17 protein-coding genes and 3 pseudogenes are annotated in these 19,106 nt (G+C 42.0%); 11 read left to right on the forward strand and 9 right to left on the reverse strand.

What is annotated here, in order from left to right; all coding sequences use genetic code 11:
- Nucleotides 1-109: 109 nt before the first annotated feature.
- The gene (locus tag B1L02_RS22920; RefSeq protein WP_069022850.1) at nt 110-1,249 is read right to left on the reverse strand and encodes a S8 family serine peptidase; all 1,140 of its coding nucleotides are present in this window, start codon (nt 1,247-1,249) and stop codon (nt 110-112) included.
- A 270-nt stretch (nt 1,250-1,519) separates the two neighbouring features.
- On the opposite strand from B1L02_RS22920, the pseudogene B1L02_RS22925 reads away from it, so the two are divergent.
- Nucleotides 1,520-2,638, forward strand: a pseudogene (locus B1L02_RS22925) (IS3 family transposase).
- Nucleotides 2,639-3,175: 537 nt separating this feature from the next.
- On the opposite strand, the gene B1L02_RS22935 reads toward B1L02_RS22925, so the two are convergent.
- Both B1L02_RS22935 and B1L02_RS22940 read right to left on the reverse strand, forming a co-directional pair.
- On the reverse strand, nt 3,176-3,463 hold the full coding sequence (locus B1L02_RS22935) for a type II toxin-antitoxin system RelE/ParE family toxin (protein WP_088533018.1): 288 nt from the start codon (nt 3,461-3,463) through the stop codon (nt 3,176-3,178).
- The gene (locus B1L02_RS22940; protein ID WP_167651286.1) at nt 3,460-3,741 is read right to left on the reverse strand and encodes a type II toxin-antitoxin system Phd/YefM family antitoxin; all 282 of its coding nucleotides are present in this window, start codon (nt 3,739-3,741) and stop codon (nt 3,460-3,462) included. The genes B1L02_RS22935 and B1L02_RS22940 overlap by 4 nt, the downstream gene beginning before the upstream one ends.
- A gap of 177 nt (nt 3,742-3,918) precedes the next feature.
- On the opposite strand from B1L02_RS22940, the pseudogene B1L02_RS22945 reads away from it, so the two are divergent.
- Nucleotides 3,919-4,060: pseudogene (locus B1L02_RS22945) on the forward strand (transposase); the annotation flags it as partial.
- Between the two features lie 167 nt (nt 4,061-4,227).
- Nucleotides 4,228-4,431 (forward strand): annotated as a pseudogene (locus B1L02_RS24865) (transposase); the annotation flags it as partial.
- 377 nt (nt 4,432-4,808) lie between these two features.
- Here B1L02_RS24865 and B1L02_RS22955 read toward each other — a convergent pair.
- The gene (locus B1L02_RS22955) at nt 4,809-7,094 is read right to left on the reverse strand and encodes an InlB B-repeat-containing protein (protein ID WP_088533020.1); all 2,286 of its coding nucleotides are present in this window, start codon (nt 7,092-7,094) and stop codon (nt 4,809-4,811) included.
- 166 nt (nt 7,095-7,260) lie between these two features.
- On the reverse strand, nt 7,261-8,148 hold the full coding sequence (locus B1L02_RS22960; protein WP_088533021.1) for a LysR family transcriptional regulator: 888 nt from the start codon (nt 8,146-8,148) through the stop codon (nt 7,261-7,263).
- A gap of 101 nt (nt 8,149-8,249) precedes the next feature.
- On the opposite strand from B1L02_RS22960, the gene B1L02_RS22965 reads away from it, so the two are divergent.
- From B1L02_RS22965 to B1L02_RS22980, 4 genes are all read left to right on the forward strand, one after another.
- Nucleotides 8,250-9,416: an MFS transporter gene (locus tag B1L02_RS22965; RefSeq protein ID WP_088533150.1), complete on the forward strand. Its 1,167-nt coding sequence runs from the start codon at nt 8,250-8,252 to the stop codon at nt 9,414-9,416.
- 83 nt (nt 9,417-9,499) lie between these two features.
- Complete coding sequence (locus B1L02_RS22970) at nt 9,500-10,054, forward strand: GNAT family N-acetyltransferase (RefSeq protein WP_088533022.1); 555 nt, start codon at nt 9,500-9,502, stop codon at nt 10,052-10,054.
- A gap of 45 nt (nt 10,055-10,099) precedes the next feature.
- A complete protein-coding gene (locus B1L02_RS22975) occupies nt 10,100-10,570 on the forward strand; it encodes an energy transducer TonB (RefSeq protein ID WP_088533023.1) in 471 nt (156 codons plus the stop codon).
- A 63-nt stretch (nt 10,571-10,633) separates the two neighbouring features.
- Complete coding sequence (locus tag B1L02_RS22980; protein ID WP_088533024.1) at nt 10,634-11,098, forward strand: GNAT family N-acetyltransferase; 465 nt, start codon at nt 10,634-10,636, stop codon at nt 11,096-11,098.
- A gap of 239 nt (nt 11,099-11,337) precedes the next feature.
- Here B1L02_RS22980 and B1L02_RS22985 read toward each other — a convergent pair whose 3' ends face one another.
- Genes B1L02_RS22985 through B1L02_RS22995 form a run of 3 tightly spaced genes read right to left on the reverse strand, consistent with a single transcriptional unit; the run spans nt 11,338 to nt 12,662 of the window.
- Nucleotides 11,338-11,976 (reverse strand): LysE family translocator, encoded by a 639-nt coding sequence (locus B1L02_RS22985; protein ID WP_088533025.1) that lies wholly within the window; start codon nt 11,974-11,976, stop codon nt 11,338-11,340.
- Nucleotides 11,977-11,991: 15 nt separating this feature from the next.
- The gene (locus B1L02_RS22990; protein ID WP_088533026.1) at nt 11,992-12,309 is read right to left on the reverse strand and encodes an antibiotic biosynthesis monooxygenase family protein; all 318 of its coding nucleotides are present in this window, start codon (nt 12,307-12,309) and stop codon (nt 11,992-11,994) included.
- Nucleotides 12,297-12,662: an NIPSNAP family protein gene (locus B1L02_RS22995; protein WP_088533027.1), complete on the reverse strand. Its 366-nt coding sequence runs from the start codon at nt 12,660-12,662 to the stop codon at nt 12,297-12,299. Before B1L02_RS22995 ends, B1L02_RS22990 begins: the two co-directional genes overlap by 13 nt.
- A gap of 73 nt (nt 12,663-12,735) precedes the next feature.
- Between B1L02_RS22995 and B1L02_RS23000 the strand changes: the two genes are divergently transcribed.
- The 3 genes from B1L02_RS23000 to B1L02_RS23010 all read left to right on the forward strand — a co-directional run bounded on the left by B1L02_RS23000 (nt 12,736) and on the right by B1L02_RS23010 (nt 15,359).
- The gene (locus B1L02_RS23000) at nt 12,736-13,410 is read left to right on the forward strand and encodes an ArsR/SmtB family transcription factor (protein ID WP_088533028.1); all 675 of its coding nucleotides are present in this window, start codon (nt 12,736-12,738) and stop codon (nt 13,408-13,410) included.
- Between the two features lie 325 nt (nt 13,411-13,735).
- Nucleotides 13,736-14,161 carry a GNAT family N-acetyltransferase gene (locus B1L02_RS23005; RefSeq protein ID WP_088533029.1) on the forward strand — a complete coding sequence of 142 codons (426 nt, stop codon included), beginning with the start codon at nt 13,736-13,738 and terminating at the stop codon, nt 14,159-14,161.
- A gap of 700 nt (nt 14,162-14,861) precedes the next feature.
- Complete coding sequence (locus B1L02_RS23010; RefSeq protein ID WP_088533030.1) at nt 14,862-15,359, forward strand: GrpB family protein; 498 nt, start codon at nt 14,862-14,864, stop codon at nt 15,357-15,359.
- A 71-nt stretch (nt 15,360-15,430) separates the two neighbouring features.
- Here B1L02_RS23010 and B1L02_RS23015 read toward each other — a convergent pair whose 3' ends face one another.
- Entirely contained in the window at nt 15,431-18,037 is a 2,607-nt protein-coding gene (locus tag B1L02_RS23015) for an ExeM/NucH family extracellular endonuclease (RefSeq protein ID WP_088533031.1), read from the reverse strand.
- A gap of 297 nt (nt 18,038-18,334) precedes the next feature.
- On the opposite strand from B1L02_RS23015, the gene B1L02_RS23020 reads away from it, so the two are divergent.
- On the forward strand, nt 18,335-19,069 hold the full coding sequence (locus B1L02_RS23020; protein WP_174694592.1) for a substrate-binding periplasmic protein: 735 nt from the start codon (nt 18,335-18,337) through the stop codon (nt 19,067-19,069).
- Nucleotides 19,070-19,106: the final 37 nt, after the last annotated feature.

Below are 19,106 nucleotides of genomic sequence, written 5' to 3' on the forward strand. Positions count from 1 at the left end.
ATTAAGCATCAGCTCCAGAACAGGGCGTGTTTATTTGTAACAATAGTTTATTGAGCAGGGAAGGGGATTCGGGAGAGGAGAAGAGCACCTTTAGGTGCTCTCTAAGTTATTAAAGATGAACGATGCTATCTGCATTGCCATCAGGATCGTTTGATGCTTTACCATCAGTACCTGGGTTACCATTTCGCATCATGATCACGGCACAGGCGGCAGGTGAAGCCATTGAAGTGCCTGACATAGTCGTTGTTCCGCCACCATTTTTAAGTGATAAAATGCCAACACCAGGAGCTGCATAGTCTACAGGTGGGTTGCCATAATTTGAAAAGCTTGCAAAACGGTCATTTGAATCGGTCGCTGAAATAGTGAATACGCGGTTGTGTGAAGCACTAGCTGGAGACACATTTGCAGCGTGCTGGCTTTCGTTACCAGCGGCTACCACAAAGAAAGCACCAGATTGTTGCGCTGCGCTTTCAACGGCATCATTTAGCTCTTGGTTGAAGCCGCCACCCAAGCTCATGTTTGCGCAGTCGCCAGGGCTTGCATTGACCGCAACATGATCAACACCAGCTAAAACACCTGACCAACTGCCTGAGCCGCGAGCATCTAACACTTTTACTGGAACGACAGTGGTGCCAGCTGCAACACCCACTACATCAATATCGTTATCGAGCGCGCCTATCGTACCCGCAACGTGTGTGCCGTGGCCGTTGCCGTCGTCCATGCCTGCATTTCTACCGCTAGAAAATGCAGAGAAACCGCGGCTTGCGTCAACGTTCAAATCTTGATGATCTAAGTCGATACCAGTATCAATAACCCAAGCGGTATAACCGTTGCCATTCACAGGACCACCAACACGCGTTACGCTCCAAGGTGTTGTCTGTGGGTTACTACCACCACCTGGTTTTCCCTTTGCTTTTGCCGGGCTTGCATACACTTTACCATCGGGAGTAAAGCGCATCACATCGCTATTTCCTGCAAACGCGGATTTAGCTTTGTCACAGCTCATGTTCACGGCCATGCCTTTAATGGTGTTTTTATAGACATGTTTCGCTTGTGCATTCGCTTTTGCGACCATGCCACGCGCTTTACCTTCAACATCAAACTTTGAAACATCATCTTTAAAACGCACGATGCAGGTATTCGCAATTTCCGCATCCACGGCTGCGCCTTGATACGTTGCATCTTGTGCAAAAACGGTAGTAGCACCAAACGTCGACATGATAGACAAAGTAAGTAGTGTTTTTTTCATCTTATTGTTCCTATTTATAATTATTTTAAAATTAACCTTTGAAACAGGTTGGTAACAAAGTTAGCTGTATATTAATAATTGTCAAAGGTGGAACGAAAAAAATATCTACTTTTTCCTATTTAGGTGCATAAATGAGTAGTATTTGGATTTTAACTTATCTAATCAAGTTGAGTTTATGCGCAGTATTAGAGTGTTGTATTGTCACCTTCCCATAAAATGAGACATCCATAATTGGAGTTTTCTGCAATCATTAAAGCAGGAGGCTAATTGATGAAGAAATCACGTTTTACCGAATCAAAGATCATTGATGTGCTGAAAGAAGCTGACTCAGTTATGAGAGTTGAGGACGTATGTCGTAAACACGGCATTAGCAATGTACGTTTTACAACTGGAAGTCGAAGTATGGTGGTATGGAGGCGTCTGATGTTAAAAAGCTTGTAGAAGAAAACCTTAAGCTCAAAAAAATATATGCTGAAGCCAACCTAGAAAATAGTGCGATTAAGGAGCTCTTTGCAAAAAAGGTTGTTGACAGCAGACAAGCGTAGTCGCGTAAGCATCTTGGTTGAAGCTGGCCTGAGTATTGTAAAATCATGCTCATTTGTGGGGCTCAGCCGCTCAGCCTTTTACCGCCCAGAGCGGGACAGGCGTTATGCAGACGCTGCTGTCATTGATGCGATTAAAGAGGTACTTGAAAAGTCACCACAAGCTGGCTTCTGGAAGTGTGTGAACAGAATAAAATTTAAAGGGTATCCGTTTAAGCATAAGCGTATTTACCGTGTGTATTGCTTAATGGGTTTGAACTTAAGACGCAGAGCTAAGCGTAAATTGCCGCAGCGGAAGCCGCAACCACTTGAGGTTAAGAGTGAGGTGAACTACCAATGGGCACTGGATTTTACATACGACACACTCTATTGCGGAAAACGATTTAGAACCTTAAATGTGCTTGATGAAGCAACACGAGAATGCTTGGCTATAGAAGTGGATACATCACTTCCAGCTGCGCGAGTTATCCGTGTATTAGAGCAGTTAGAGTCAGAGCGTGGACGTTTACCAGTACAAATTCGTGTGGATAATGGCCCGAAACTAATTTCAAATAAACTAACAGATTGGTGTCATGAGCGAGATATAAGACTCGCTTATATAAAGCCTGGGAAGCTGCAACAAAATGCTTTTATAGAGCGTTTTAACGGCTCATTTAGAAGGGAGTTTTTAAATGCTTACTTGTTTGAGAGCCTCAATCAAGTGAGAGATATGGCTTGGTTCTGGCGTTTAGATTACAACGAAGAAAGAACACACGAAAGTATTGGTAACTTGCCTCCGACGATTTACCGCACTAAGTCGGAAAACTCCAGTTTAGAGGTGTGTCATTGGAGGGGGAGTGGACGCTAACGCCGCAAATAAACGGCTAAAAATAGTTGGCTATAATTTGTGAGGAACGAACAAAGCCAACTGTTTTCTTCCGAACTTTAATTTGCTTTGTTATAAGGCGATTGCACTGCATATTGACGGTACTTTACTACGAATTCTTTTGCTTGAGCTAGCGTCTCTGGATAAGGAACACTCTCATAGCTGTTTTTAGTAGTACGAATTTTTTGAAATAGGAATCAGTGCTCAATTAAAAATTTTACTTTTGTCCACTGAGCTAAATCCGATTTCTTGGGGGTTAAAGTGACGACCTAAGTTAACTGCAACTCCCTTACAAATAGGATATTCAATGCTCTCAGGGTAATCACATGGAGCAAGATTAAATTGGCGCATATTCGAAGTTCTACACTCACAACAAGCAAAAGACAGTGAATACTCAGGACCCTGATATTTCACTTGAGGTTTTGGTAAATCTCTACATCCAGCTTTTCTCCTTAGCTCCATCCTCGATTGTTTGTCCGTAATTGCCTACACCTTATAACGTCGCGTTATAACACAGTTCTACAGGTCATCTTCCGACAACATTTGACGACAATTACGAACTGTTAGTACGCGGATCTCATGACTTAAGCTATAGATAATACGATAGTGACCAAAAGTGATTTCACGATAATTCGTATGGGGCATTTCAGGAACACAGCACCCCATTTCAGGCATACTTCCAAGCAGTTCAGTTTTATCAAAAACTTCGTTTACCCACTTTTCTCCGGCAGATGGATTATCCAAAGAAATAAATTCCGCTGCATCGCCTAGCTTCTGAAGCGCTAATGGGGACCAAACTACTTTCATTTCTTAATGCGCCTCAGTACTTGAGCACGAGCATCATCATTGGAAGCACCAAGGCCTGAAGCTAATTGAGCTTCAGCTGTGCGCATTTCTTCTAGTAATTCTATTTTCTCTTGCATTGCTTCATACTCTGCAACACCGAGAACAACAGCTACACCTTTACCACGTTGTGTGATGACCAATGGACGGCGAGTCTCATTGATTTGTTTGATGTAAGAAGCTACACCTGCACGAAATTCAGATAACGGCTGAATATCTTGATCGAAATGAATACGACTCATATTGAACTCCAATTGGTACAAAATAACGTACAGATAATAGTTCAACCAACCGTTTAGAGCAAGGAGTTGATTCTGTGTTATACACTTGCCGTAAACGGCACAAAATACCAGGCTAAAATTGGCGACGAAGGAGCACAAGCCTGCTATTTTTCGTCCTTTGGTTTAGGCACTTGTATGGTACACGTCGACTTAAACCCTATTCGAGCTAAATTAGCCCCAACGCCTGAAACCTATGACTTTACTAGTATCAAAAAAGACATCGACCACGCTAAGCAGGGCAAACAACTAAAAAGTCTGCCACGCTTTGCTGGCAGCCTAAAAATCGCTAAAAACGACGACGAACAAACAGCAAGCGCTGGCTGGCTTAGCGAAACTCACGCTCTCAACTCTAGAATTTTCTTACTGTTGTATTCGCAGCGCGTTGTCGTGTACGATAATCCAGTTTTAGTGCAGAGATATGCTTGGACACTAAAAAATTAGCCTACCGATAAATGCGGTTATATTTTTGAGTCCCAGCCTATTCTTACTCGACTAAATATAGAGCCTGAAAACTGGATAAAACTTACCACGCAATTTTCCCGGGTATTCCACGGTGCTGTTGGTCGAGAGCGAACAATAACCGCTTACTGTGAAACACTGCAAAAACGACGACGAACAAACCTAACAAACTGCGAGCGCTTATTGGCTTAGCAAAACTCACGTTCTCAACTCTAGAATTTCTTACAGTTGTATTCGCAGCGCGTTGTCGTGCGCGATAATCCAGTTTTAGTGCAGAGATACGCTTGGGCGCTAAAAATTGGGCTATCGAAAAACGTTTTTGACCAAAGTGATTGAAGTGTTTTGATACTTTTTTTACTTCACTTCCTCAGCTTTGATATTAATAGTGATGGGTGTCCTTATTTTCTATGTAGAATGAAGGTAACATTGATAGTGTGATTACGTCAAAATCGCTTGGTACTTATACCGTCAGTATCCCTTGGTGAGCACACTACTACAGCTAAATAGAATAGACTCAATCGGCTACTCGGTTGAGTCTATTCTTCCCTTAAGATGTTTTCCAGTTAGCGTTAGCGTAATGCTCTGCGTCTAATTGCAACCATGACGCTACTCAGTAGAATAAACAAGTAGCCGAACGCACCACCTGAACTGCCTTTATCTTCCTTATCGGTCGTCGTTGGCGTTGAGTTCGCTTTGTACTGTGCTTTTACAACCAGCTCACTGGTGACTTGGTCAAAAGCTAGATCCCAACCGGTAAATGTATAACCATTTCGTTTTGGCTCTGTGGGCGGGGTTGCTGCGTGTCCATGAACGACTTCTGCTGCTTTGATGACTGTGTCATTCCAATCCACAAACTTCACTTGATACTTATTAATCTCAAATTGTGCCGTAATGGTAAGGTTCTGATTAACATCATTAAAGTCGGCATTCCAGCCTGTAAATGTATAACCTTCCCGGGGCGGAACTTGAGGAGCCGTTGCAGCACTATTTTCTTCAATATTTTGAGTAGAAAGCACGCTTCCATCCCAGTTCTTAAAAACGACACTAAACTGCTGTGGTTCATAGCTTGTTACCTGAAATGCAACTTTATTGTTTGTGTAGTCTAATTCAGGGGCTTCTGATGAAAAGCGAACCGTGGGTGCAAACATGTCAGCTTCGCTTGGTGTTACAGTAAACGAAACTTGAACAGATTTAATATCAGACGCGCCAGAAAAACTACATAAGCGACTGTTATTTTGGTCGATGCAGTTAACTGTATATCCTTGATCTACAGAGTGGAAATCAAACTTTACTGCGGCATCAGAATCTAGGTAGAGCTGAAATACGCGAGGTAAACTGGGCAGCGTGTTTTCAGTTATTTCTAGCGTAACTTGGTTGCTTGCTCCCGTTTTTACCTGTTTAGTTCCCGTTATATCTTTCACTGAGATTTCACTGATCTGTTCTTCATCAACAAAGATATAAGGCGTGGCGCCTAAAGTCGTTAATTCTCGGGCTTTCGCACCTTGGCTATAAATGCCAGCAGAATCTATCTGAATGTTTGCATCCAATTGCCAAACACCTTGACCTTTTTGCAAGTCATCTTTGCTGAAATTTAGGCTTGTGGTGCCAACAAACGTATTCTGATCACTGCCTTGTTGCCACTGTTCTATGGTAAATAGTTTATCTTTTGCCTCGGAGCCTTCCGGTGCTCTGAGAGAATAGTAACCTTTGGCGATGCCAGATATATCTGACGCCGTGACGGTTAAAGTAACGTTTTGCTCACCATTCGTTGAGTTTAGCTGGTTTGATGAGAAAGCAATATGGTCGATGCTTGGCGGCACAATATCTAGTTCAGTTTGATTTTTAACCGTAATAACAGACGCTAGACCTAGCTGGTTAAAGTGACCTCGATTGTAAGCGCCCATATTTCCATTGCTATCAGTGAGCATTGCAGAGGCAACAAACCATTCACCTGGTAGATCTTTATCAGTAAAGGTAAAAGAGTAATTCGAACGGTAAACTCCTTCGACATCCGTTTTTTGCCAAGCTGATGACTCAGCCTGTTTTATCGCAAGTGATTTGTACTGGCTAGGTGGTGAAACCCTAATTACACCTTTAGACATTGTTGATTGGTCATAAGCTTCTATGGCTATTTTAACCGTTTTATCGCCTGTATTTACATCAACTTCAGTGTCTGAAATCGTAATAGATTTTATTTCAGGGTTAACGCCCTCTGTGACTTTATCGTTCGCGACGATAATATGTGGGTTAAAGCCCGCAGCTTCAATTTCACTCTCGCGTAGCCAAAAGCGGACAGCGTTGTTTACGTCAAGTATATGGCCTAGGGTTAAAAACCATTTACCATTAACGTCGGCATCGGTAAAAGTGAAACTGACCTTACTTTCGTAAACCCCCGGCTCGTCTGTTTTCTGCCAATTAGCAGCGGCTGCAGATTTATTGCCACCCCAACTGAAGCCTGTCGGAGGCGATAAATAAACGCGCGTGCCTTTTACGCCGCTTTCATCATAAAACCTTAATGTGATATCAACGGTTTTGTCACCGTCGTTGACGTTAACTGAGTTGGAGGTCAAGTGGATTGATCTTAACTCTGGCGGATTTCGTTCGGTTTCAGTTGTAGTTTTTTGTTCTTGGTAGCAGTGGGTATTGAGTACATCCAACAGAGACTCGGCTGGCAATAAATTGTCACTTTCGCCATTTTCAGCATTTGCTATTAGTAATTCAATTTTTGTATCACAATCTATTTTTGGGTTAGTGATGGTATCTAAACTAAGCGGTTGGCTTGCTTGTGCATTCATTGCTGCTAGCCCAGAGACTAGCGTTGCCAGTGTGGTTTTCTTATAGAGATTAAAACTCATTGTTAGTCCTTTAAAGTCATTGCGTATAGCACTATTTAGCGAAATACTCGGTTAGTACTGATTAGTACTACAAAATTGAGTAAACACCCTAAATTACCATATGGCTCTAAATCTTTAGAGGATTTTTTGTACTTAAATTGTGAACATATGTGAAAGCCAATCTTCTCTACTTTGTTGAGTTAAGGTGATTTTTAAGGTGTTCGATAAAAAGTTGGGTTTTATATGGTGTGTAGTTTGCCTTCGGATAATATGCCCACAATTGTTTTGTTTCGGATTTTACTTCGGGTAATACCGGTATGAGCAAACCTTGATCAAGTTCCCTTTTCACATAGCTAGGCGCAATAAATACCAGTCCCAAACCTTGTACTGCTGCTGTCAGCATAGCGTCGAGTTGATCAGAGACGAAGTTATAGTTGTCAAACTGGAAGACGTCGCCATTTTCTAAAATAATCCCTCCTAGTTTGTGGTAATAACTGCTTAACAACATTTTATGTTGGCGCAGATCATCAAGGGACTTGATAGACTTATGCTGTTTGAGATAGTGAGGAGCACCAAAGATCTGCATTTGATAATCAATGAGTCTGCTGCCTTTATGAGAGGCTGAGTCAAAAGCTTCATAGTAGCGTGTGATCACTAAATCATGAGTAAGATCTGGGTGTGCGCCAGGAGCGATGACATTAAGGTGAATTTTTAATTTGGGATATTTGGCTAAAAATGAGGCGATATTTGGCATTAAAATGGTGCTGCCCACCGCGAGTGTTGAAGCGATTTTTAAGCTACCAGATGGTGCTTGATTCAGTGCTTGTCCGTGATCAGTTAAACATTCAAACTGCGCTAGCCATGCTGACGCCTTCGGTAAGAAGTGTTCCCCAGCCTCAGTGAGATTGACTTGGCGAGTAGTGCGAATAAATAGCGTTAAGCCAAGTTGTTGTTCCAACCAATCAATTCGTTTGCTCACTGCAGACGCTGAAACCCCCTCTTCATCTGCGGCCCGAGTAAAACTACCAAACTCCACAACTTTGCTAAAACTCCGCACTCCGGTTAACCAATCCATTAATTGTTTCCTGATGGGAATAAGTGTTTTTATTATTATCTTATTTTTTGGATATTAAAAGCTCAGTAAAATTACCCTCTATTAAGTTAAGAGGGGCTGACGTGTTTCAAGTTGTTTTTTTAGCTGTTTTGCTGATGTCTTGCTCTCAAATCGCAAGCCAAATCTACATCCCTGTTTTACCTAATATCGCGGATTCCTTACAGCTTACGCCTAGCCAAGGACAAGCAGCTGTAATTAGCTACTTTACTACACTAGGAGCTGCGCAACTGCTGGTCGGGCCGCTACGAGATAAGTTTGGTGATAGGCCGTTATTTTTTAGTGGGCTGGGTATTTTACTGTTAGGCACGGTTTTTTGTTCGATTGCATCTAGCGCCGAGGTATTTTTTATCGGTCGAGTGTTGCAAGGCATTGGTGCTGCGTCGCCGGTGTTAATTGGCAGAACGCTTCTTGCTGCAAGATTATCGGGTAGTGAACTTAAAAGCGCGATGGCGACGCTATCAATGTCGGTGAGTGTTACTGCGATTTGTAGTCCATTCTTGGCTGGGGTGTTATCTGGCTGGGTAGGGTGGCAGGGGATGTCATGGTTTGCGTTCGCTTACTATATTTTGATACTGATTTATGGCTATAAAACTATGCAGCAGAGCAGTAAAATTTCTATGTCGCTGAGGCCCAAATCGCTCTTTAATGAATATCAAAGTCTATTGCTAAATCGCTCGTTTATTTCCCTCGCGTCGCTCAAATGGTTGCCTACTTTCTTGTATCTCACCATTCAACTGTATCTGCCGTTTTTATTGGCTCGGCAGTTTGGCTTGGAAGCCAACGCAATAGGTCAGGCGATGATGATCCCGATGTTTGGTTTACTCATAGGGTCAATATTAACTAAGGTATTGCAGCGTAAGCGCACTTATTTGGATATCGTGATTTGGACTTGGCCTGCATTAGTTGTCAGCGTGTTATTGCTGCTATTTGCAAGTGGTAGTGCGCTTGCTGTTTTGCTTGCTTATGCTGCGATTATGTTTGTATTTGGCGCTTATTTTCCAAGTTATATGCATCTTATTGGCGTTTTGCATCCAGAGAAAGCAGGAACAGCAAATGCGCTAGTCGGCGCGGTTGAGCTGTTATTTTTTTCTTGTGTGGCATGGCTGGTCAACAGATGGCTACTGAGTGGCGTTGAGTCACTCGCGGCACTCGTTTTTGGTTGTGCGCTGTTACTGTTTATAACCTGGCGGCATTTACGCACTGTCCTTATGCCGGTTTGTAAAGAGTAATAGAATGCAGCGCTTCTGAGACATAGCGTTCATCTATGAGACTGGTGGCTATGTATGTGATCTTAGGGTAGGGAAAAATAACAATGCAGTTTGAAACAGAGCGTTTATCCATAAGGCGAATGACAATGGATGACTTAGATGCGGTTTACAGCCATCGGAAAAACCCAAATACGTCAAAATATATCGGTGCGCCTGCCACACTCGAGTCGGCAAAAGAGAGGCTAATTCAAGCTTGCCAACCTTGGAAAGGTGCGGTCGATGAGCGTTTGATCTTTGCGATCGTTAAAAAGCCACAAGCTCAACTTATTGGTGAACTCGTTTTTAAATATGTTGATGCAGGTAAACGGGTCGGTGAGATTGGCTTCCGATTAGCTGAGGCAGAGATCGGTAAGGGTTATGGGGAAGAAGCCGCAACAGCACTGATAAAGGAGGCTTTTCAAAGTCTCTCTGTAGATACCATTCAGGCCATATGCGCCGTTGAGAATCTGCAGTCGCAGCGGTTGATGCTGAAGTTAGGGATGAAACGCAAAACTCGTTTAAAAGCCTTTTTGGATATAGGCAGTGAAAAGCATGATATCTATATCTATCAATTAAATAGAAATAAAATTGCTCGTGAGGTTATGAAGCTTGACCTATAAAAGGGAACTAATTACACTACTTGATTTTAAAGGAATAAACGTGACATGAAAAGAATAACCTTTCTGGCGTTGCTGTTACTCTCTGGATGTCAAACTAGTAACACTTCTGTACCGTTAACGGCTGAAGAGCTAAAACATATTCGCTACGTAGATATGCGACATTTACCCATCAAAACTCAAGCGGATGGTTATTGGGTTCAAAAACGCCGGATAGAACCTATGTATCCAATAGAGGCGGCTAAAGGTGGGATATCGGGATGTGTTTCTTTGACGTTAGGTATAACCCCAGATGGGAGAGTGGGACGGTACAAAATCACTAGCAGTTATCCCGAGGGCGTTTTTGATAGCAGCGCACTTCAGGCAATTAGAAAGTGGCGCTGGAATCCTGATGATAATAACCCAGCGCGTCAGGCTATATTAATCGATGCGAAGCTTGATTACTTTATTATTGAAGGACAAAAAAATTTGGCTGAAGCAAAGCGAAACTGTAAATTTACCTCCATTCCGGGGCGTTAAGCACATCGTTTTATTGCATAGCGCGCGAACGTATCCGCGCTTTTATGATTTGAGGCAATTAAAATGGAATTTAAACTTCTAGCGCAGCACAAAGCACTGATACCAATTATTGCTAAGTGGTATTTTGACGAGTGGGGAAGCATTGTTGAAGAGGCCTCTGTAGAGCGTTTTGAGCAAAAGCTTTTAGATTACCTTAACGAGTCAGGTATTCCCTGTGTAATCATTGCACTTGATGGCGATAAAATCGCAGGAGCCGTGCAGCTTAAATTTCATGAAATGAGTATCTACACAGATAAAGAGCACTGGATTGGTGGTGTATATGTGGACAAGCCCTATCGTGGAAATAAACTAGCGTCACGCTTAGTCAAAGAAGCGGAGCAATTAGCCATTAAATTCGGTGTAAAAACGTTATATTTACAAACTGAACACCCAGAAGGTGGACTCTACCGGAAACTCGGCTGGCAACCGCTCGAAAACGTCAATTACCGAGGCGTTGATGTGGTGGTGATGAGCAAAACAGTAGGTTAGTTAAACAAGCTAGATTATAAGCTCAGGTATAAGGCTTAATAAAGTCCGATAGTCTCATATGTGCCAAACTAGACCGTTCAACAGTAACTTATCGCCTTAAATCCAATTGCTATAACGGACGCTCACCTAACTTGTGTTTGGACAAAAACAATTTAGAGCCGAATGTCGGCTCTATGCAGTAAGTTCAATTAGTTGACCACTACAATCCTTATATATATTTAGGAAGGGCTAACTGCCATTTAAGTAGTGGAACCAGATAGTCCTAAAACTATACCAAAAATTAAAAATGTTACGCCACTCACTTTATTGAATCGGCCTCGGCCTCGGCCTTTTTCGCCTCCCACTAGCTGCTTTACCTTCTCAGCAAGTGCTGCATAACCAAAATAAATTGTGAAATGAATCAATGCACTGATAATACACAGCATCACAACTTGTGGCATTAATGAAACGGTTGGATTAATAAATTGAGGTAGTAATGCCGATACAAAAATTAATGCTTTCGGATTCATAGATGTAACCCAAAATGCTTGTTTAAAAATCAGCCATGGTTGATGGTGTAAAGAGGGCTGAGAGCCGTCAGTATCAAGCTGAGACACTGGCGAACGATATACTTTAATGCCTAAATAACATAAATAACCAGCACCAATTACTTTTATATAAGTTAATAGTTCACTAAATGTTAGAATGACTGCTCCCAGACCTGTCGCACTTATAATCAACAAGAGCTGAAATGCAGCGAGATTACCTAAAACGCCAAGCGCTGCTAGCTTCTTTCCATGGTTCAATCCATTATTAATTGAAAGTAACACAGATGGTCCTGGTGACACCAAAAGTACCGTAATTATCACAGCATACGTAACATATTGCTCTATATTCATTTTAATTCCTGACAATCACTTAGTTACTTGGTTTTCACTGCCATAATCGCGAATAACATTGCCAACTCTTATTCTGAAGTGGCTAAAAAGCTCTTCCTTTCCTCTTTTCTGAGCGATTTGGTGTTCAAAATGCTCTTTCCATTGCATTAGCGCTGTTTCGTTTTGCCAAAATGATAAGGATAAAAATCTATCTTGGTTAGAGAGGCTTTGAAAACGCTCAACAGAGATAAAGCCATCAACCTCGTTGAGTGTACTTTTCAACGCCTGCGCCATTTCAAAATAGAGCGCTTTTCCCTGCTCTTTTGGAGTTACTTCAAAAATCACTGCGAGCATGTATTTTCTCCTTCAAGATCTCGCTTGTAAGTTGAGGATATAACCTGCAAAAACGTACGTTTCTCATTAACAATAAACTTTTCCTTTTGGGCAAAGCGAAAGTTGCTTTTACCAAGCTCTGACAGGCGTAACTTGCTTCTATAGCGTTCATAATCAGCCAGAGAATCAAAACTGATTAAGCCATAAGCTATATTATTTGAACCCTCATGAGGTAAAAAATACCCTAATAACTCTCCTCCGCATAAAGGAATGATTTTGCTCCAGCTTTCAGCGTATCGTTCAAACATATCTAATTTGAAGGGATCAAGTTGGTATTCAATAAAGCAGGTAATTTTCAAAGTGGTTGTCTCCATTTTCGTTTTTTGGCAGTCTACTCGTCATTAAATTGTGATACTTCGATGGCGATCGAACTGTGAAGGAAAAAGAGTGGAACCTAATATTGCATATATTGGAAATTTAATCGGAGATACGGCTCGTTCTAAAATGCTTACAGCCTTGATGAGTGGTAAAGCTCTAACGGCAACAGAGCTATCACTTGAAGCAGATATTACCCCTCAAACAGCGAGCAGTCATTTAATGAAATTAGTTGAAGGCGAGCTTTTAGTCGTCAGGAAGCAAGGACGTCATAAGTACTTTCAGCTAAGAAACATCCAAGTCGCTGAACTTATTGAACAAATGTTTAGTATTAGCGTATCTGTATCAAATTCAAAAATATCAACTGGGCCTAGAAACGAGAGATTGAGAAAATCCCGCATTTGCTACGACCACCTAGCAGGAGAGTTAGGCGTAAAGTTATTCGATGCTTTGGTGGACAACGGCTGGCTAATTGAAAACTCTACCGAGATTATATTGACGGAAACAGGGCAAAAGTTTTTTAGCAACATAGGTGTTGATTTTAGCTCTTTTAAAAACCGAAGCAGACCAGTATGTAAGGCATGTTTAGATTGGAGCGAAAGAAGAAGCCATCTGGCTGGCAGTCTAGGAAAATGGGTACTAGACGATGCTATGAGTCGTAACTGGGCACAACAAGATTTGGATTCCAGAGTGATTCAATTTACTCCTCAAGGGCTTAGTGCCTTTACGAAAAGGTATGGTATTTAAGTGTTAATTAATATTGTTGATATATGCCGTTCTATGTCAGCTCATCGCTTAGAGGTGACGTTAATGCATAAACATTAAATCGTTAAAGGTAATAAATAGAGCCACTGCGTTGCTCAGAGACTCTGTTAAAGTTACAAACCAAATAGCAGATACCCACCAAAGCATAGATGCAAATTATGGTGGGTGTCTGTGTTAGTCATTAACGAAGTATGCTCTTACCCTGGCCTCTTTACCAGCAAAAGATATCACACATTAAAAAAATAACTTTATTAACCAATCACATAAGATATTATAAAATTCAAAATACACTTAAAAGGATTAAGTTATGAAAATTCGATATTCTAGTTCAACTAAAAACATAGATTGGAAAAAAGTAAGTGAATTGTTTGAATCTGTTGGTTGGGAAAAACGCAGCCCTGAGCAACTGTGCAAAGCATTCACGGATAGCACATTGAAATATTTTGCCTATGATGGAGATAATTTAATCGGTTTAGGTAGAACAGTGGATGATGGTTGCTTTTATGCTTGGATTGTAGATTTGGTAATTCACCCTGAATATCAAGGAAGAAGAGTTGGAGCTAATATTTTAAATGAATTAGAAAAAAACTTGAGCTCATACTTAACAACTATGCTCACCGCTGCTCCTGGTAAAAGTGGGTTTTACGAGAAGTTAGGCTGGAAAAAGCAACGTTCCGCCTATATTTTCCCTAGATCAGACGAACAATTGAAAGAATTTGTTTTATCAGAATAAAAATTAATGATATTTGGGGCTGAGCACCTATCAGCCGCTTCTGTGGCAGGATAGTTCTCACTCCAACTATAAAAGTGTCATTTCAAGCAGTAGAGCCGAATGCTAAAATTAGCAGGGGAAGCCGACATCAGTCGGCTTTTATGGCATTTTTGAAAATCCGAGTTTTTCAGAATCAACTAAGTAACCTGATGATTCTATACAAACAAGTAAAGCAGCTTAATCTATTGTAATTGAGTTGCTTTAAATCGGTTCTCTTTTCTTTTCATGACGCGACTATAATTCCTTAGGAGCTAGCACTTCTAAGGTTAAAAAATTAATACTTCATCCAAAGAAAAAAGGCATGATAAATACGGATATAATTGTGGTGATCAACAGTACGGCTGCAGACTCATCCAGGGTGAGAGCATACTTCGTTAATGACCATTAATCGAAGATAAGCTCTGCCCTGAACCCATCGTCAAAGCTGGCCCGAATTCACTTACCACGTATCGAATCTTTACGGCCTGTGTGCTGCTTTACTAGACAAGCAGATAGCAGACACTCACCATAATATAAATGCAAATTATGGTGGGTGTAAGTGTTAGCCCGTACTTCAATTGTGCATTGATCGCGCGTTTATGTGGTAGTGATGATTATAGCTTTGCTTTAGCTGTATACTGTTCCAAACCGAACCTGACGCAACTATGGGATCCTCCTTCCAATGGCAGACCAAGCGATTTCACTTTCTAAATATAATCAAGATTGGCCACGGATGTTCCAAGATGAAAAGCTAAGGTTAGCGCCTTTGCTTTGCCCTTGGGTTGAAGGTGATATTGAACATGTGGGTAGTACAGCGGTGGTTGGTATGGTTGCTAAGCCGGTGATAGATATTATGGTGGGTGTTAAGTCACTAGAAGCGTCAAAAGAAGCCATCCAAGTGCTCACTCAACACGGTTATTGTTATTACCCCTATAAAGCTGACGTAATGCACTGGTTTTGCAAACCAACGCCTGAGTGTAGAACCCATCACTTACACCTTGTCCCTTTCAACAGCCTACTTTGGCAAGAGCGTATTTCTTTTAGGGAAAAATTAAGAGCGTCATCAGATTTAAGAGCTGAGTACTGCGCGTTAAAGCAGAGGTTAGCAAAAGAATACAAAGATGACCGCGAGCAATATACTCAACAAAAGTGGCCGTTTATTAAACGAGTATTAGCTTAATACGATGGGCAAGTTATATTGTTTCTTAGAGAAAGGGAAGCTAATTGCTTCCCTTTACCATGGTTATTACTTTAATTCGCTTTTGTCGCTTTATATTTGATAGTTACGTTGTAGTAAGGGAATAGACCGCGGAGACGGAAATTCCATTTACCTTCAGCAGGCTCGTCAAATACACAGCTTTCTTCGCTACCCCAAAGGTATGGACGACAGTCGTACTTAAAGAAGTTTGGCATTTTCTTATGGCGCACATACAAGTCCGCTTCGCCTTGACCTGTGATTGACACTTCTAGTTTATCAAAGCCCGCAGGTAGCTCGATTGAGCGATGTTGCCACCAGAACCAACCTGCAAGGCCTGTAAACTCGCCTTCAATAATCGTCGGCTCTTTAGCAAGGTTAAGGTCGATAACCACAGGGTCATGATCCGATGCGCGATAAGCGTGTGTCGCGTAAAGACTTGCTTTGTGAGTATCTGACTTGTACTCAGTGTTGTAATCTAGCGCAACGGGTTCGTCAGCATTGATATGCCAATCCGTTACTGACTTTACTTTCTCCATCATCGTGTTTGAAGCAAAGGCGTGATCTAGGCTACCGATACGCCCTTGATACACGTATGAATAATCTAAGTTATTGCCATGAAGCGTTTGCTTGATGTTGGCATAACCATTCTCGACATAGGTGTTGATTGGATCTTCCTGAGCGTATGCATTCATGTCACCCAGAATAATCACATCATCTTCTGCAACTCCTGTCGGATTTGTGCCAAGCCAAGTCGCTAGGGTATTAACCGCAGTGACTCGAGTTTGGTTCCAACAACCTTGACCATCATTTTGGTCTTGATCTAAGCCCTCAGCTTTTGAGCAACTGCCTTTAGAGCGTAAGTGAGCCATGACCACTGTGAAGATTTCTTCACCGTTTGCTTCTTTGAACGTTTGTACGACAGGAGGACGGTTACCGTAATCAAATGGTACTGTTTCGGTAAATGCTGGCGTGCCTACTTCAGCTACCTTGTTACTACGATAGATGATACCGGATGTAATTGCATCCCCACCCACTTGGTCAACATTAAGGTTTACAAATGCATAGGTATTAGCAGAGTCTGCCGCATTTAAAGCGTTAACGAGATCGGCAATCGCACTAAACTCACCAAAGCCATCATTTTCTACTTCAAGTAGACCGATGATATCGGCATCGAGCGCAGAAATTGCAGCAACCGTTTTGGCTTTTTGACGTTCAAACTCTTCAAGATTGTCAGCTCCTCGTGACGTTGGGAAACCTGCACCTTGACCGTCACCATTGAAGTAGTTTAATACGTTGAAGCTAGCAATACGTAAATCTCCACGCACTTCTACTTGAGGTGCTTCTGTACGGAGATTAGTATGAACAAAGTTTGGTGTTGTTGTTGGGTGAATACGGTATTGGCTATAACCATATCCCATGACACCCTCAAGGCCCGTCACGGAATCGCCCAGTCGTAAGGTGTTATAGGCATCTAGTGTGGGTGATGGATAAGGAATAACGTCAGGGTTTTGTACTGATGAACCATCATCAAGTAAAATTTCTTTGCGCTTGTTCTCAGCTTCTAGCTGGTTTGCTGCATCACCAGGCGTTGCTACTTGAGTGCTTTGGTACAAACGTTCAGTACCTAAGCGTACTTCGCCGTAGCGCGCAAGTCCGTATGTATCGTTAACGACCAACTCATTTGAAATCGAAACCAACATGCCTTCGTAGGCTTCAAGGCCATTCTCTGCAGGTAAAGTAACGGTAGTCGCTGAAGCTGTTGCAGAACCGCATAGCTCAATTGCGTCGACGTTAATGAGTTGAGTTTGACCATACTTCTCTTCAACTTTACCACGTAATTTAACCACATCGCCTGTGCTTACTGGTGTTGCAGTATATACGACAAAAATACCTTCGGAAGTATTACTATCAGCATCATAGTCAGTGCTTTCTTCTTGAATGAAGAAGCCGCCAAGTCCGTCATCTGATTGCATACTTGCAGTGACAACAGCTTGAATTTCAACCGTTTCTCCAGCCAATGGACTTGCATCGCCTGCGCCCTGAATAGCACTGATCAAGGTATTATTTTCGCCACAGATAACTGGCTCTGGCTCAGGTACGTCACCGCCATTAATGTGGATACCTAGGTTGCTAAAGTCGTCTTTAGCAAGTGCAAGCCATTGTCCAGTGCCAACAAATGCAGAAGTTGCATCGGTGCGGCCAGTTGTTATTGCAGGATCTCTGACAAGTGTTTTATCTTTTGTTCTAATATCGCCATCAATCCATTCGCTACCAGGGTCGACACCAATCTGACCTAGGCTATCAACAACTGCACCATTGAGCGTAAGCGTAACGGCATCATCACCATTAAACCAGCTACTTGTGTTTGTTAACTGTGCTTTTGCGATGATCTCTGCTGCGGAGTCAGCATGAGCAATAACATAAGTTGATTTAGCCGCAAGCTCACCACTTAATTCTATGTTAGTGCGAGCTTCTGTTGCGCCATTAAAGAAGAAATTGACAGAGTAACCAGTTAGACTGACAGCTTCGTCACCACCATTGTAGAGCTCAATGGCTTTGTTATAACTGCTACCTTCAACATACTCAGAGATAATCACCTCTGCTTGTGCATTTAGGCAAGCTAATGCAATAGCTGAAGCTAGGATAGATTTTTTAATCATTTTTTATTTTCCCGTGTATTAGAATTATCCGAATTTTTATTCGGACGCAGTATTTTAAGCGCTATTGATGACAATTCAATTAAACTTCACGGTTTATTTACATTGGTTTACAGTAAATTGTGTATTGAAGGACAAAAGTCGTTGAATTTTATGCCATATTCAAACGTTACCAGTGAGCAAGTATGTTTATATTTCGTGATGCAACAGTTGCGCTATACTCAATTGGGAGCGGAGCAAATATTTGTAGCAAAGTTGTAAGCTAACTTAGTTTGAAAGTGAGGACGGGAGAGCGTAAACATGGCGATAAAGAGTTTAAAACAGTCATGTCTCCTGTTTATCACCCTGTCATGCACATCATCGGCAAATGATGCCATAGTGGGAGCGCAACATGTTTGGCCGCCGTATATTGTTGATGAACGTTCAGGCCTTAGTGTTGAGCTCGTGCGCGCGGCATTTAAGGCGGAGAATCAAAATTTTGAAATGCTCATTATGCCTTTAAGTCGAGCCATGCGAATCGTGGCGAAAGGGCAGGTCGATATTATCCCCGCTTTATGGCGCTCAGATAGCCGAGATGAACGTTTTATGTTTAGTGAGCCTTACTACAGCAACCGCCTTGTACTTATTTCGCGTAAGGGATCTGATGTCGACTTTGAGGACATGGAAGATCTAAAGGGTCTGAGTGTATGTGCTATTCGGGGCTTTCGTTCTGAAATTGCACTCGCTCAGGTCCCACAAGTTCGCTTAGAAAAGCTCACAAACCTGACTTCCTGTCTGTCGCTTCTCAGTAAAGCGCGAGTAGACGCTGTAGTAAGCGACGAACTTGCGTTTGTCTATTTGCAATCTCAACACGCTGAATTTCATGACCTCAAAGTACATCAACCGACCATAGCACAATGGCCGCTTCATATCGGCATTAGCAAATCCCACCCAAAAGCAACAGAAGTTATTGAATTGTTCAATAAGGGTCTATCGCAACTACAGACAAATGGTTTTTACCAAGCAACACTTAAAAAGTATCAATTAGATGAGTGAGTAACCGTACTCGCTTCTGTTGGCTCTGTGTGTTATC

This window comes from Pseudoalteromonas piscicida, from assembly GCF_002208135.1.
In the GTDB taxonomy this organism is placed as follows: Bacteria; Pseudomonadota; Gammaproteobacteria; order Enterobacterales; family Alteromonadaceae; genus Pseudoalteromonas; species Pseudoalteromonas piscicida_A.